This is a genomic window from Maricaulis sp., from assembly GCF_030149235.1.
In the GTDB taxonomy this organism is placed as follows: domain Bacteria; phylum Pseudomonadota; class Alphaproteobacteria; order Caulobacterales; family Maricaulaceae; genus Maricaulis.
The window spans coordinates 76,670-90,855 of the sequence record NZ_JASBRW010000037.1; the positions used below are offsets into that span (position 1 = coordinate 76,670).

Sequence of the window (14,186 nt, forward strand, 5' to 3'; positions counted from 1 at the left end):
CTGAATTGAAACCTCAAGCGCCGGCGCCTATCTAGGGGCCGGCGTTTTGATTCCGGGTGCATGAACGGTTTGCGACAGCTGTAAGCCGTGCCTTGCCAGTGATCGCGACCACCGCGATAGTTCTCGCAACGCCTAGAACACGACTCGCGCCGTCCGGTGGCGAGCACCCAAGGAGCATAAGATGAGAGACCCCCAGGAAACGATGATGGAATTGCCGATCTATGTCGTCGAGCAGACCGGACGCGGCGAACGGGCAGTCGACATCTATTCCCGGATGCTGGGCGAGCGCATCATCTTCCTGACCGGCCCGGTCGAGGACTATATGGCGCGTTCCATTGTGGCGCAGCTTCTGTTCCTGGAAGCGGAAAACCCGAAGAAAGAAATCTCCATGTACATCAACTCGCCGGGCGGTGTCGTCACGGCGGGCATGGCGATTTACGACACCATGCAATACATCTCCTGCCCGGTGTCGACGATCTGCATCGGCATGGCCGCATCCATGGGTTCGCTGCTGCTCACGGCCGGTGAACCGGGCCAGCGTTTCGCGACGCCGAATGCGCGCATCATGGTGCACCAGCCATCCGGCGGTTTCCGTGGCCAGGCGTCCGATATCGAACGTCACGCCAGGGATATCATCGAGACCAAGCGGCGCCTCAACGAGGTTTATGTGACCCATACCGGCCGCAAATACGAAGAGATTGAATCCGCCCTGGACCGCGATAATTTCATGTCGGCAGAGGCGGCAAAAGACTTCGGCCTGATCGATCAGGTCATCGACAAACACCGGACGGCGGACGAGAAATCCGCTGACTAGACCCTGTTCTGGCGCGGATCATGCTTGATCCCAGCTGTAACACTATGGTCGAATGTTTGCGGATGGAAACCTTTCGCTAAAGTTCGACCGCGATCTTACAGGGGTCGAACATATAAGCGGGTGACTGCCGGACCAGGGGAGGTCCTAGTGGTGCTCGCGGTTGAATTGGAGCGGATATGAGTAAGACGACCAGCGGCGGCGAAGGCGAAAGCAAGAACACGCTTTACTGTTCGTTCTGCGGCAAGAGCCAGCACGAGGTCCGCAAGCTAATTGCGGGACCGACCGTCTTCATCTGCGACGAATGCGTCGAGCTGTGCATGGACATCATTCGCGAGGAGAGCAAATCCTCGCTGGTGAAGTCCAAGGGTTCCGTTCCGGCGCCGCAGGAAATCTTCGATATCCTGAACGATTACGTGATTGGCCAGGGCCACGCCAAGCGCGTGCTGGCCGTCGCCGTGCACAACCACTACAAGCGCCTCAACCACTCGACCCAGAATGCGGATGTCGAGCTGGCTAAGTCCAACATCCTGCTTATCGGTCCGACCGGTTGCGGTAAGACGCTGCTGGCCCAGACGCTGGCGCGCATCCTTGATGTGCCCTTTACCATGGCCGATGCGACGACCCTGACCGAAGCCGGTTATGTCGGTGAGGATGTGGAGAACATTGTCCTGAAACTGCTCCAGTCTGCCGATTACAATGTCGAGCGGGCCCAGCGTGGCATCGTCTATATCGACGAGATCGACAAGATCTCCCGCAAGTCCGACAACCCGTCCATTACCCGGGACGTCTCGGGTGAGGGCGTGCAGCAGGCGCTGCTGAAGATCATGGAAGGCACGGTTGCCGCGGTTCCGCCGCAGGGTGGCCGCAAGCATCCGCAGCAAGAATTCCTGCAGGTCGATACGACCAATATCCTGTTCGTCGTTGGTGGCGCTTTCGCGGGACTGGACAAGGTCATTGCCAAGCGCGGCAAGGGCGCGGCGATCGGCTTCGGTGCTGATGTGCGCGAGGTTGATGAGCGCCGGACCGGTGAAATCCTGCGCGAAGTTGAGCCGGATGATCTCAACCGTTTCGGCCTGATCCCTGAATTCATCGGCCGTCTGCCGGTGATTGCGACCCTGGAAGATCTCGACGAAGACGCCCTGATCAAGATCCTGACCGAGCCGAAAAATGCTCTGGTCAAGCAGTATCAGCGTCTGTTCGAAATGGAGGGCGTCGGGCTCACCTTCACCGAGGACGCGCTCAAGGCCGTGGCCAAGCGAGCTATTGAACGCAAGACCGGTGCACGTGGTCTGCGCTCGATCATGGAGGGCATTCTGCTCGAAACCATGTTCGATCTGCCCAGCCTGGAAGGCGTCGAGGAAATCGTCGTCAACGCTGAAGTCGTTGAGGGCAATGCCAAACCGCTGCACATTTATGCAGAACGCAAGGACGACAAGGCCGAGGGGGCTTGAACTCGGCCGGTCCTGCTTCCACCTGTTAGGGTGAACGGCAGTCCCAAACTGTCATAGTTTACGAACGCAGCCAGCGCTCGAATCGCGTCACCCTGTCTGGCAGGGCTGTCGTGTTCGAATAGCTCGGCGCGATAGGAGAGATTATGTCCACGACCAAGACGCTTCCGCTCTTACCTCTGCGCGATATCGTCGTTTTTCCGCACATGATCGTGCCGCTGTTTGTCGGCCGCGAAAAATCCGTGAAAGCGCTTGAAGAGGTGATGAAGGCGGACAAGCAGATCCTGCTCGCCACCCAGAAGAATGCGTCCGATGACGAGCCGCAACCGGACGATATTCACACCACCGGTGTGATCGCCTCCGTCCTGCAATTGCTCAAACTTCCTGACGGCACAGTCAAAGTGCTGGTCGAAGGCGGCACGCGCGTCTCCATCACCGGTTATGTCGACAATGAGGTCTACTATCAGGCCGCTTGTGAGCCGGTCGGTGATGACAGCGCTGACGATAGCGAGCATGAAGCCCTGATGCGCTCGGTCGCGGCCAAGTTCGATGATTACGTCAAGCTAAACAAGAAAGTGCCGCCGGAGGCCCTGGCCTCGCTCGAGCAAATCACCGAGCCGGGCAAGCTCGCTGATACGATTTCGGCGCATCTCGCGGTCAAGATCGATGAAAAGCAGTCGCTGCTGGAAGAGGGCGATGTCGCCCGTCGCCTCGAGCGTGTGCTCGGCCTGATGGAAGGCGAGATCGGCGTGCTGCAGGTCGAGAAGAAGATCCGCTCGCGCGTGAAGCGCCAGATGGAGAAGACGCAGCGCGAGTATTATCTCAACGAGCAGATGAAGGCGATCCAGCGTGAGCTGGGTGAAGGCGATGACGGGCGTGAAGAGCTCGCTGAGCTTGAAGAGCGCCTCGCTGAAGCCAAGCTGTCCAAGGAAGCCCGAACCAAGGCCGAGGCGGAGTTCAAGAAGCTGCGCCAGATGAGCCCGATGTCGGCGGAAGCCACGGTCGTTCGGAATTATCTCGACTGGATCCTGGCCCTGCCCTGGGGCAAGCGCAAACGTCTCAAGAATGACCTCAAGCGCGCTGAAGACACGCTGGAAGCGGATCATTATGGCCTCGACAAGGTCAAGGAACGCATCCTCGAGCATCTCGCAGTGCAGGCTCGTACGCGCAAGCTGAAAGGTCCGATCCTGTGCCTTGTCGGTCCTCCGGGCGTCGGCAAGACCTCTCTGGGCCGGTCAATCGCCAAGGCGACGGGCCGTGATTTCGTCCGAATGTCGCTGGGCGGCGTTCGCGATGAAGCCGAGATTCGCGGTCACCGCCGCACCTATATCGGCTCCATGCCGGGCCGCATCATCCAGTCGATGAAGAAGACGAACTCGGCCAATCCGCTCTTCCTGCTCGATGAGATCGACAAGCTCGGCGCCGATTATCGCGGTGATCCGGCCTCGGCTCTGCTGGAGGTGCTCGATCCAGAACAGAACGGGACGTTCAACGACCACTATCTCGAGGTCGATTACGATCTGTCCGACATCATGTTCGTCACAACCGCGAACACGCTCAACCTGCCGCAGCCGCTTCTCGACCGGATGGAAATCATCCGTATCGCCGGCTACACGGAAGATGAGAAGGTCGAGATTGCCAAGCGCCACCTGATCCCCAAGCAGATGAAAAATCATTCGCTCAAGGAGACCGAGTGGCAGCTGACCGAGCATGGTTTGCGCGATTTGATCCGCTATTACACCCGCGAAGCCGGGGTGCGGAGCCTGGAGCGGGAAGTCGCCAATCTCGCCCGCAAGTCGGTACGCAAGATTGAAAGCGGCGAGCAGGCCTCGATCGAGATTACACCGGACAATCTCAAGGACTTCGCCGGCATCCGCAAATTACGCTTCGGCGAAACGGAAAGTTCCGATCAGGTCGGTTTGGTCACCGGTTTGGCCTGGACCGAAGTGGGTGGCGATCTGCTCACCATCGAAGCCGTGCGCATGCCGGGCAAGGGGCAGATGAAGGTCACCGGAAATCTGCGCGATGTGATGAAGGAATCCATCTCTGCGGCGAATTCCTTCGTCCAGTCGCGTGCGCCATCGCTGGGCGTCAAGCCGACGGTCTTCCGGGCGACCGACATTCACGTCCACGTCCCAGAAGGCGCCACGCCGAAGGATGGCCCGTCTGCCGGTATCGGCATGATGACGGCGATCGTCTCGGTTCTGACCGGCGTGCCGGTCCGCAAGGATATCGCCATGACCGGCGAGATCACCCTGCGCGGCCGCGTCCTGCCGATCGGTGGTCTCAAGGAGAAGCTTCTCGCAGCCCTGCGTGGCGGCGTGAAAACCGTCCTGATCCCGAAAGACAATGAGAAGGATCTCGAGGAAATTCCGGACAATGTAAAGGAAGGTCTGGAGATTGTTCCGGTCGAGACGGCAGACGAGGTTCTGACGCGGGCGCTTGTGGAGCCTGTCGAACCGGTTGAATGGACCGAGGCCGATGAGGCGGCTCTGGCCGCCCTGGGTACCCCGGGTAATGACGCCACAGGTACACCGGTTGCTCACTAGCGCGGCCCTTGCGCAACACAATCTGACAACGGTCCGGCCCCGGCAATTAATTTGTCGGGGTTAACCCTGTGGGGATTGACGCGGCGCAACAGCACCGCCAAGCTCTCTGCATGACTTACCGCACGAATTACTTTTTCGGTTATTTTAGCAACGCATCCCTTGGGGAGCGGTGACCGGTTACGTGCGACAAGCAGCAAGTTTCTAGGACCTCCCCAAACGGGGAGGTCCTTTTCTTTTGAGGAAAGAGAATGACCGAGACACAGAAGCGCGACGAGATCCGGGCAGCGATTTCCGAGCTCGATCGCACCTTGATCGACACCATTGCCAAGCGGGCCGATCTGGTTGAGCAAATCCTGGAGGCCAAGGCGCGTCAGGGCCTGCCTGTGCGCGATCGTGAGCGCGAGAAGGCCGTCCTGAGCGAGGCTATCGAGCGGGGGCGGGCGCAAGGCGTCGAGCCGGATCTGATCGAGATGCTGTTCAAGGCGCTGTTCGAGGCTTCAATCCAGCGCCAGCGCACGCGTTTCGACAGTTTGCGCGACGAGGAATTGCACGAGTCCAATGTCGCTTATCTCGGTGGGCCGGGCAGTTACAGCCATATCGCCGCTCAGCGCATTTTCGAGCGCCGCAATGCCAGCGTTGTTCCGGCTCCCAAGCGCGATTTCATTTCGGTCTTCCGCGCGGTAGAGAGCGGTGAGGTGGATTATGGCGTGGTCCCGATCGAGAATACCACGACCGGTTCGATCAGCGAGGTTTACGACCTCTTGCTCGGCGGGCGCTGCAACATCGTCGGAGAGTTCCTGCTCCGCGTCGATCACTGCCTCATTGGCCGCTCCAGCGGCCTTGGCCGCATTACCCGCGTTTATGGCCACCCGCAGGCGCTGGCGCAGTCGCGCAGCTGGCTGGCCTCACATCCGGAAATCGAGACCCATATGGCCGCCAGTTCGACGCGGGCGCTGGAACGCTTGCTGGAAGATGATGACACGGCGGGCGTGATTGCCGGAGCGGATGCGGCTCGCCTGTTCGGATTTGACGTGCTGGAACAAGGCGTGGGGGATCACGAGCAAAATATTACCCGTTTCATCGTCATCGCCCGCGAAAGCCGCAACCCGACGCGGGAAGTGGAGTGCAAGACCTCGCTCATGTTCACCACCCGCGATACGCCGGGCGCGCTCGTTGACGCGCTCACCGGTTTCCGCGATGGCGGCGTCAATCTGGTCAAGCTGGAGAGCCGCCCGATCCCGGGCAATCTCTGGGAAGAACGCTTCATCATGGATGTGGAGGGGCATATCGAGGACCAGGCGGTGCGCGATGCGCTCAAGGTGCTTGAATCGCACACGCGCGAGATCCGGCAGCTGGGTTGCTATGTCGCCGACGCGATCGATGCCGTGAGTGCGGCGGAATAGGGCATTTGAAGAAGGCCGTCCTGACTGGGCCGGCATCAACGGGAGTGACAGCGACCGCATGGCAAGGGCGAGCGTCTACGGCATCGTCGTGCAAACCCTGCTCAACAGCCTCCAGGCCGACCCCGCGGCCGATACGCTGAGACAGATCGAGATGATCGTTGGCGCTTTTGTGCGGGATCATGGGCGAGGGCGAGAGCAATTGCTGCATCAAGGCTTGCCCCGGCCGGGCAAGCCGCTTAGAACGCCCCTCCGGACTATCCGGGCGGTTAGCTCAGTTGGGAGAGCATCTCGTTTACACCGAGAGGGTCGGCGGTTCGAGCCCGTCACCGCCCACCACCCTTCGCCCTGCGGGCTACGCGTGGCAAGCCACACGAAGCGCGCACTCGGAGCGAAGAGGTGTCCACCGAAGTTTTAGCCTAGGTGGGCAACCACTGCTCCGGTTCCTTATCAGACCACGCCCGGTCCTGAGCCAGAGAAATTGCTCAGGCCTGGAAGCGCGAGATTGAGCTCGCTCTCACTCAATCCGAACCAGCGGCCAAGCGGGGCGGCGAACTGTTCTACTGACGTCGTCGGGATCAGGCGGCCATTGCCGATTTCCTGCTCGTGACCCAGCTCATATTCCGGCATCTGACCATAAATTCGGCGGCCGTTTACGGCGCCGCCGATGACGAATTGGTGGGCGCCCCAGCCATGATCGGTGCCATCGCCATTGATTGAAAGCGTGCGGCCGAAATCGGATGCGGTGAACAGGGTGACGTCATTACTGGCCCCGATCTCCGCCATGGCTGCGGTGAAGGCGGTGATGGCTGCATCAAGCCGGCCCTGGAGTCCGGGCATATCGGTCGCCTGGGCCGAGTGCGTATCAAACCCGCCAGTGGCCGCAAAATAGACCTGGCGGGAGGCGCCGAGGACGCCGCGCAGCGAGATCGACTCGGCAATGGCCCGGAGCTGGTCCCCCAAGCTGCCGCGCGGGAATTGGGTCGTGATCGGCGTGACCTGTTCGCGGGCCTCGGCGTATTGCGCGTTGCTGTCGAGGGCCCGGCGCATCGCATTGGTCACGTCACGCTCGAACAGATTGCTGGAGGAGACACCCTGATTGCGGAAATGCGCTTCCAGGGCGGCACTGGCTTCCACCTGGGTGACGCCGAAAAACGGCGGGTATTGCAGCGCCAAGAGTTCCGGCGGCCCATCCGGGGAAAGCTGATATTGTTGAGCCTGCTCGCCGGACAGCCAGACGGTGTTGCCTTGGGCGCTCATCGCCGTGAACAGCGGATTGCTATTGGCATTGGAGGTCAAAGCGAGGTCAGCGAAACGTCCGCCCCAGCCAAACTGTGCACCTTCCGGCGCCGAAGCCATCCAGGTCGATTGCTGGTCATTGTGGGAGAACAGCTGGCGCGGCAGGCGGGCCGTATCGGCCTCAATGGCCGAGCGTGTGGTCGGTTCCAGCAAGGGACCGACATTGGCCATGATCGCGGCATTACCGCTCTCGAAGGCTGCGTGTAGGCCCGGCATTTCCGGCGGCAGGGCGAATTGGCGCCCGCCGAGATCGCCCGCATTGTCCGGATTGAGGCGCAGGAGCGTTGACGGGTCACGCGCAGCGCCATTGCTGGCGTACTGGTTGAGCAGGGAGGGGCGGATCGCCGCGAACGCGTCATAGGAGGTTTGGTCGTAGGGAAGGACCGCGTCATAGCTGTCCATACCGCCGAACAGGAAGAGGCACACAATGGCCTTATAGCCTGTCGTGTCGGCAGCGAGGGCCGGCATGGAAATCAGACTGGAGCTAAGGCCGGAGGCCCCGAGCATGCCCATGGCGCCAGCGCGAGCGAGGAAATGTCTGCGAGATAATGACATGATGGGTCTCCCTAGCGCAGCACGGTGTATTCGGGGGCGGTGAGGATCATCAGCACGCCGATCTGAACGCGGCCGAGGCGGCCTTCAGCAGGCGACTGGGCGTCGATTGGAACGCCGGCGATAATCTCCCGCATGCGCTCGCGCGTTGCGGTTGTCAGCGTGCCGTAGGTGAAGATCCTGTCGAGGCGGTCGAGCAAGGCGTCCGGGTCATCGGCGATATCGAGTTCCGCCGTGTAATCGGCGTGGAAGCCGAGCGTATCGGTGCGGTTGTCGCCCCAGGTTTCCCCGGTGATGAAGACACTGATGAAGTTGGCGAAGCCAATGACGCTGGCCTCATTGACGATCTGCAACTCCGGCGCGGTCAGGCCGGCAGCGCCGGTCTCGGTACCCGGCGCGACATAGCCCGGACGATAGAAGTTGAAGACTGAAGGCGCGCGGAACGGGTGCTGGCCCAGCGTTCCGAAACTGGACGTATCCCAGAGAAAATCCTCGCGCCAGGCCTGGGTGCCATCAATGCCGAACGCCCGGGCCCAATGGGTGAAGCGCAACACCGGTTCGCGCACCTTGCCCCAGTCATTGGGCGAGGTCGCCGGGTCCTGGCGCGCCTCGCTGTCCATCAGGATGGCTGCCAGTGTCGCCGCCAGGTCTCCGCGCTGGCCTTCTCCGACAACCGTACCGTCAGGCAGGCGATAGCTGCCGGATTCGAACACATTGGCGACGCGGTTGATATAGGCCGGCGAGGGGGCGCTGGTGGTGAAACGCTGGATCAGCTGGCGGCTCAGGAAGGGCGCGAGATTGGGGTGATTGAAGAGGGTGTCGAGCGCCGTATCAATGCTGGCGCTGGCGCGGGTCCCGGCGGGGATGGTGGTGCCGAGAAAGCTCTTTTCCAGATCGGAATGGAAGAACTCGAAAATCTCCAGCGGTGTATAGGTCGCATCGGGGGCGGTGTCGCCGGGCCAGAAATTCGGGCCGTTGAGGCCGAGGCCGGTGAAAACCCGCGCCAGACCGGTGACGTCGGTGTTGTCGTAGGTTTCGATCGGCTGGCCCTGACCGTCGGTTACCACACTGCCATCCATCCTCAGTTCGACCAGGCCGATGGTGAAGAGCTGCATGATTTCTCGGGCATAATTCTCGTCCGGGACGCGCCCCGTCTCCATGTCGCCCTTCGCGTTGTAGAGATAGGTCAGATAGGCGGCCATGGCCGGCGAATAGGTCACCTCTTCGAGCAGGTCGCGATAATTGCCGAAGGCGTTGCGCGAGAGGATGTCCATATAGTGTGCGGTGGTCAGCGGCAGGCCGGCGAGAACGGAGGTCTGGCCCTCGGAAATCACCAGGATTTGCGACAGGGCATAGACCATGCGCTGGCGCAGCTGATCGTCGCCACTGATCATCGCCGCCCAGTAACTGTCGGATGCGGCCCGGAAACTCTCGAAGTCATTGGCCACCCCGGCCGCGATCAGGTCATCGACATGCAGCGTCGGGGGAATGTCGAACTGGTTGCGCAGCCAGAGCGATTGCGACCCGTAAACCAGGTCCTCGATCTCGGTATAAGTTGGCCCGAATGTCGCCTGATTCAGAAATTTCGAGGCTGCGTTGTACTCCTGACCCGACGGCGGGGGAGGTGGAGGGGGCGGTGGCGGCGTGCCGCCACCGCTCGAGCCAGAGCCGCCGCTGCCGCCACCACCGCCGCAAGCGGCGAGGGTAAGGGTCAGCGCCAAAAGCGCAGTTTTCAGAACGGGGCGCAGACTGGAGTGGATCATCATACGGCTCTCTCACACGCGCGAGAGGACGTCTTGGCCCACCCGCGAAACTTCTCACACCATCAGGTACGACGGATTAAGGCAGATTCCGTCGCGATTGTGGCGACACGGTGAAGAGGCGTTGATTCTGTTACCGGGGATTTGATCGGGATTTAATCCGAATTGTTGCCATCGATAACGCTGAGCAGCTCGTGCGGTTGTTCGGCGTTGAAAATAATGACCCGGGCCCGTGGCGCAAAGCGCTGGATGGCGTCGCGCGTTTCCTCGATGGGTACTGGTGTTTCGCCCCATGGATTCAGAATGATACTGGCTCGGCCATCGAGCACTCGTAGGGCCGTCAGTGTATGCGAGATCGCCCCGAGATAGCCGCCCGCGATCAGTACCGGGTGGGCGTCCACTTCACGGATGAGATCAAGATTGAGACCGTCCTCCGCAATCGGCGACATGACCCCGCCAGCCCCCTCGATCAGGGTCGGCCGGTCCCGGGCGATGGCCTCAATGCACCAGTCTGCTATGGCGGTCACGCTCAGCGATTGGCCGCTGCGCCGGGCCGCCATGTCCGGTGATAGGGCCGGTTTGAAGCGCCAGGGAGTGATGGCGTCGATGGTCTCTATCGACAGCTCCTGTTTGTTGGCCTGAAGCAGGCGAACGGTGTCGGTGGTTTCAAGCGCCGCGGCGTCAAAGCCCGACAGGACCGGTTTGAGGACCTTGGCGGTCTGACCGCGGGCCCGTTGCGCCTTCAGCAACGCGCAAAGAATGTGGGTCTTGCCGATATCGGTCCCGGTCGCTGTGAAGAAAATCGGACGTCGGATCATGATGCGGCCTCCAGGGTGTGCAGCATCGGCGCAACCGTGCGGGCGAGGGCATCGACGTCGCTGTCCTGATGTGTGGCAGAGAAGGTGATCCGCAAGCGCGCTGTGCCCCGCGGCACGGTTGGCGGGCGAATGGCGGTGACCAGGAAACCGGCGGACTGCAGGGATTGCGACGCCGCCAGCGCCTCGGCCTCATCACCGATGATCACCGGGACGATAGGCGATGCCGGTTCCGCAAGCCCGCACTGGTGGGCAAAGCGGCGGGCCAGCTCGACCGGGCGCCCGCAGCGTTCCGGACTGGTTTCAACAAGCTCAAGCGCGGCCAATGCCGCGGCGATCGTCGCCGGTGGCAGCGCGGTGGTAAAAACCAGAGGTCGAGCCCGCGTCCGCAAAAGCTCGCACACAGTTCGGCTCGCGCACAGATAGCCGCCATAGCTGCCCAGCGACTTCGAAAGCGTGCCCATTTGCAGATGCGCACGGGCCGGCGGCGAAAACGCATGCGCGGTACCGCGCCCCTGCGCGACCACGCCGAGGCCATGGGCGTCATCGACAAGCAGCCAGGCGTCGAACCGCTCGGCCAGCTCAATCAGACCCGGGACCGGGGCGAGGTCGCCATCCATCGAAAACACGCCATCGGTCAGAATCATGGCGTGCCTTGCACCCGCACGCGCTGTTGCAAGACGGACTTCAAGGTCGGCGAGGTCATTGTGGCGAAAGACGATGACCTCAGCACCGGACAGCTTGGCGCCGGAGTGCAGGCAGGCATGAGCCAGTTCGTCGACGAGGACCAGGTCCCCCGGGCCGGCCAGGGCCGGCGTGATGGCGAGATTGGCCAGATAGCCCGAGCCGAAGATGATACAGTCTTCCGTGCCCTTGAATGCAGCCAGGCGTTGCTCCAGCTCGAACAGGAGCGGGTGACCACCGGTGACAAGGCGAGAGGCCCCGGAGCCTGCGCCATAGCGCTGGGTTGCGGCCTGCGATGCCGCGATGACGGACGGGTCGTGCGTCATGCCCAGATAGTCATTGGAACAGAAGTTTACCAGCTCGCGGCCATCCCGGTGGATGACCATACCGGGGCGGTTTTCGGACTGAACCAGGCGCCGCCGTAAATGGCGCCGCTCCAGGCCGGACAGCTTGCGTGCTGCAAATTCTTCCAGAGAGGAGGTGTTCGAGCTCATGCAAGCCCTGTCGCATACTCCGGGCGGCTGCTAAAGCCCGCACATGCCTCAAAACACACAAGACTATCCGTTCGATCCTGCGCAGCATCATGTCTGGCGTCCCTATACGCAGATGAAGACGACGCCCGCCGGTCTACCGGTTGCCAGCGCCGAAGGCGTACGTATCAAGCTGGAGGATGGGCGGGAACTGATCGACGGCGTTTCGTCCTGGTGGACTGTGTGCCACGGCTATCGTCATCCGCACATAATCGATGCGGTCAAGGCGCAGCTCGATGAGGTTCCTCATGTCATGCTGGGCGGTTTGACCCACGCCCCGGCCGAGCGCCTGGCTGCGCGTCTGGCGGCGCTTACGCCTGGGGATCTCAACCACGTCTTCTTCTGTGAATCGGGATCGGTTTCGGTCGAGATCGCCATGAAGATCGCCATGCAGTCCTGGATCAATCGCGGTGTAAGCGGGCGGACCCAGTTCCTGGCCTTCAAGGGCGGATATCACGGCGACACGCTCGCAACGATGTCGGTCTGCGATCCGGAAGAGGGGATGCACGCGCTTTTTGCCGGCGGCCTGCAGCGCCAGATCATTGCCGAACTGCCGGTTGATGATGAGGCGACTGAGGCGCTGGATACGCTCATGACGAAGCATGGCGCATCCCTGGCCGGTGTAGTAACCGAGCCGCTGGTGCAGGGCGCGGGGGGCATGCGCTTTCACAGCCCGGAAACGCTGAAGCGCCTGCGGGCCTTGTGTGACAAGCATGGCCTGCCCCTGATCCTCGACGAAATCATGACCGGTTTCGGTCGCCTGGGAACGATGTTCGCTTGTGAGAAGGCGGGCGTTGTTCCTGATATCATGACGGTCTCCAAGGCACTGACCGGAGGGACGCTGCCCCTCGCTGCAGCGATCGCCTCGTCCCGGCTGTTCAATGATTTCTGGTCCGATGATGCCGGGGCGGCGCTGATGCATGGGCCGACCTATATGGGCAATCCGGCAGCCTGCGCGGCTGCCAATGCCTCGCTGGACCTGTTCGAGACCGAGCCACGCCTGGAGCAGGTGGCGCAAATTGAGGATGCTTTTGCACGCCTTCTGCCCCATGCCCGGGGTGTTTCCGGTGTTGTTGATGTGCGCTGGCAGGGTGCGATCGGTGTGATCGAGATGCGCGGATTGCCGGATCTGGACGGGCTAAAAGCCTGTTTTGTGGACTCCGGTGTATGGGTCCGCCCGTTCGGCAATATCATCTATCTGATGCCGCCTTTCATCATTACGGCGGATGATCTTGAACGCTTGATCCGCTCGACGGTCGACGTGACCCGCAGCTGGGCTGAACGGCACTTCTGATCACTTTATTTTCAAAATATTGAAAATGGACCTTGTACCAGAAAGTGATTTCATTATATTGAAATTATGAAAAAGAATTCAGCCATACAGGCGCTTGGCGCCCTGGCGCATGATCGTCGCCTCGATGTTTTTCGCCTGCTGGTGACCGCCGAGGCTCCGGACCCGGACCCGGACACGGCAGGGCTTACACCCGGCGAGATCGCTGCACTCCTCAATGTGCCTGCGCCAACCCTGTCATTTTATCTCAAGGAATTGTCCCAGGCCGGCCTGGTGACCGGCAAGCGGAAAGGGCGCTCGATACGCTACCGTGCCAGCCTGACCACCTTGCGCGAGCTCGCCGGTTTTTTACTCGAAGATTGTTGTCGGGGACTGCCTGTCTCAATCCCACCTGCCCAGGAGAATGTCTCATGAAACGCCTGCATGTCAGCTTCAACGTCGCCGATCTGGAGCGCTCCATTGCCTTCTATGAGAACCTGTTCGGAGCCAAGCCGAGTGTCGTCCGCGAGGGTTATGCCAAGTGGCTGCTTGAAGATCCGCGCATGAATTTTGTTATCGAAGCCAATGGTGGGAAGCCGGGCTTTACCCATGCGGGCATCCAGACCGAAAGCGCGGAGGAGCTCGGCGAGGTCTTTGACCGCATGAAACAGGCCGAAGCCCCTTATTTGCCGGAAGGGGTGACCACCTGCTGCTACGCCAAATCCGAGAAGAGCTGGACCATGGATCCGGACGGCGTGGCGTGGGAGGCCTTCCATACGCACCACCAGACGGAAGCGTATGGGCGTTCGCCCGATCTGCTTCAGGAACAGGCCGAATAGGGCGTCATCTGCAATCCATCTGCAGAAGACCTGCATTGCGTGCGATTAGCCGCTTGACCCACCGCGGCGGCGCGCATAAACAACCCACCTCGCTTCGGCGAGCACCATTGCGGGTGTAGCTCAGTTGGTTAGAGCGCCGGCCTGTCACGCCGGAGGTCGCGGGTTCGAGTCCCGTCACTCGCGCCACTTTTTTCCAGACAATCTGTTGAACTTGAAAGTGGTGCGT

At 61.3% G+C, this 14,186-nt stretch carries 11 protein-coding genes and 2 tRNA genes; 9 read left to right on the top strand and 4 right to left on the bottom strand.

Features of this window, described 5'->3' with window-relative positions; genetic code table 11:
• The first annotated feature begins 181 nt into the window (after positions 1-181).
• The 5 genes from Q1V51_RS05545 to Q1V51_RS05565 all read left to right on the top strand — a co-directional run bounded on the left by Q1V51_RS05545 (position 182) and on the right by Q1V51_RS05565 (position 6,550).
• Positions 182-814, top strand: a complete 633-nt coding sequence (locus Q1V51_RS05545; protein WP_366522712.1) for an ATP-dependent Clp protease proteolytic subunit — start codon at positions 182-184, stop codon at positions 812-814.
• A gap of 176 nt (positions 815-990) precedes the next feature.
• Positions 991-2,265, top strand: a complete 1,275-nt coding sequence (gene clpX, locus Q1V51_RS05550) for an ATP-dependent Clp protease ATP-binding subunit ClpX (protein ID WP_300553961.1) — start codon at positions 991-993, stop codon at positions 2,263-2,265.
• 143 nt (positions 2,266-2,408) lie between these two features.
• Positions 2,409-4,811 (top strand): endopeptidase La, encoded by a 2,403-nt coding sequence (lon, locus tag Q1V51_RS05555; protein WP_300553965.1) that lies wholly within the window; start codon positions 2,409-2,411, stop codon positions 4,809-4,811.
• A gap of 248 nt (positions 4,812-5,059) precedes the next feature.
• Entirely contained in the window at positions 5,060-6,214 is a 1,155-nt protein-coding gene (pheA, locus tag Q1V51_RS05560; RefSeq protein ID WP_300553968.1) for a prephenate dehydratase, read from the top strand.
• Between the two features lie 260 nt (positions 6,215-6,474).
• Positions 6,475-6,550 (top strand) — tRNA-Val (locus tag Q1V51_RS05565).
• A 111-nt stretch (positions 6,551-6,661) separates the two neighbouring features.
• Here the strand turns inward: Q1V51_RS05565 and Q1V51_RS05570 are convergent.
• The 4 genes from Q1V51_RS05570 to bioF form a co-directional block, all read right to left on the bottom strand.
• On the bottom strand, positions 6,662-8,065 hold the full coding sequence (locus Q1V51_RS05570) for a DUF1501 domain-containing protein (protein ID WP_300553970.1): 1,404 nt from the start codon (positions 8,063-8,065) through the stop codon (positions 6,662-6,664).
• Positions 8,066-8,076: 11 nt separating this feature from the next.
• Positions 8,077-9,828, bottom strand: a complete 1,752-nt coding sequence (locus Q1V51_RS05575; RefSeq protein ID WP_300553972.1) for a DUF1800 domain-containing protein — start codon at positions 9,826-9,828, stop codon at positions 8,077-8,079.
• 149 nt (positions 9,829-9,977) lie between these two features.
• Positions 9,978-10,640, bottom strand: a complete 663-nt coding sequence (bioD, locus tag Q1V51_RS05580) for a dethiobiotin synthase (RefSeq protein WP_300553975.1) — start codon at positions 10,638-10,640, stop codon at positions 9,978-9,980.
• Positions 10,637-11,815: an 8-amino-7-oxononanoate synthase gene (gene bioF, locus Q1V51_RS05585; RefSeq protein ID WP_300553978.1), complete on the bottom strand. Its 1,179-nt coding sequence runs from the start codon at positions 11,813-11,815 to the stop codon at positions 10,637-10,639. The genes bioD and bioF overlap by 4 nt, the downstream gene beginning before the upstream one ends.
• Before the next feature lie 112 nt (positions 11,816-11,927).
• On the opposite strand from bioF, the gene Q1V51_RS05590 reads away from it, so the two are divergent.
• From Q1V51_RS05590 to Q1V51_RS05605, 4 genes are all read left to right on the top strand, one after another.
• Positions 11,928-13,145 (top strand): adenosylmethionine--8-amino-7-oxononanoate transaminase, encoded by a 1,218-nt coding sequence (locus tag Q1V51_RS05590; protein WP_366522713.1) that lies wholly within the window; start codon positions 11,928-11,930, stop codon positions 13,143-13,145.
• A gap of 66 nt (positions 13,146-13,211) precedes the next feature.
• Positions 13,212-13,556, top strand: coding sequence for a metalloregulator ArsR/SmtB family transcription factor (locus Q1V51_RS05595; RefSeq protein ID WP_300553982.1), 345 nt, complete (start codon positions 13,212-13,214; stop codon positions 13,554-13,556).
• Positions 13,553-13,960 carry an ArsI/CadI family heavy metal resistance metalloenzyme gene (locus tag Q1V51_RS05600; RefSeq protein ID WP_300553985.1) on the top strand — a complete coding sequence of 136 codons (408 nt, stop codon included), beginning with the start codon at positions 13,553-13,555 and terminating at the stop codon, positions 13,958-13,960. Before Q1V51_RS05595 ends, Q1V51_RS05600 begins: the two co-directional genes overlap by 4 nt.
• Before the next feature lie 109 nt (positions 13,961-14,069).
• Positions 14,070-14,146, top strand: a tRNA-Asp gene (locus Q1V51_RS05605).
• The last annotated feature ends 40 nt before the right edge of the window (positions 14,147-14,186 follow it).

Coding starts and splice junctions, on each gene's coding strand:
- Q1V51_RS05545 (WP_366522712.1), top strand. CDS start 182: ATGAGAGACCCCCAGGAAACGATGATGGAATTGCCGATCTATGTCGTC.
- clpX (WP_300553961.1), top strand. CDS start 991: ATGAGTAAGACGACCAGCGGCGGCGAAGGCGAAAGCAAGAACACGCTT.
- lon (WP_300553965.1), top strand. CDS start 2,409: ATGTCCACGACCAAGACGCTTCCGCTCTTACCTCTGCGCGATATCGTC.
- pheA (WP_300553968.1), top strand. CDS start 5,060: ATGACCGAGACACAGAAGCGCGACGAGATCCGGGCAGCGATTTCCGAG.
- Q1V51_RS05570 (WP_300553970.1), bottom strand. CDS start 8,065: ATGTCATTATCTCGCAGACATTTCCTCGCTCGCGCTGGCGCCATGGGC.
- Q1V51_RS05575 (WP_300553972.1), bottom strand. CDS start 9,828: ATGATGATCCACTCCAGTCTGCGCCCCGTTCTGAAAACTGCGCTTTTG.
- bioD (WP_300553975.1), bottom strand. CDS start 10,640: ATGATCCGACGTCCGATTTTCTTCACAGCGACCGGGACCGATATCGGC.
- bioF (WP_300553978.1), bottom strand. CDS start 11,815: ATGAGCTCGAACACCTCCTCTCTGGAAGAATTTGCAGCACGCAAGCTG.
- Q1V51_RS05590 (WP_366522713.1), top strand. CDS start 11,928: ATGAAGACGACGCCCGCCGGTCTACCGGTTGCCAGCGCCGAAGGCGTA.
- Q1V51_RS05595 (WP_300553982.1), top strand. CDS start 13,212: ATGAAAAAGAATTCAGCCATACAGGCGCTTGGCGCCCTGGCGCATGAT.
- Q1V51_RS05600 (WP_300553985.1), top strand. CDS start 13,553: ATGAAACGCCTGCATGTCAGCTTCAACGTCGCCGATCTGGAGCGCTCC.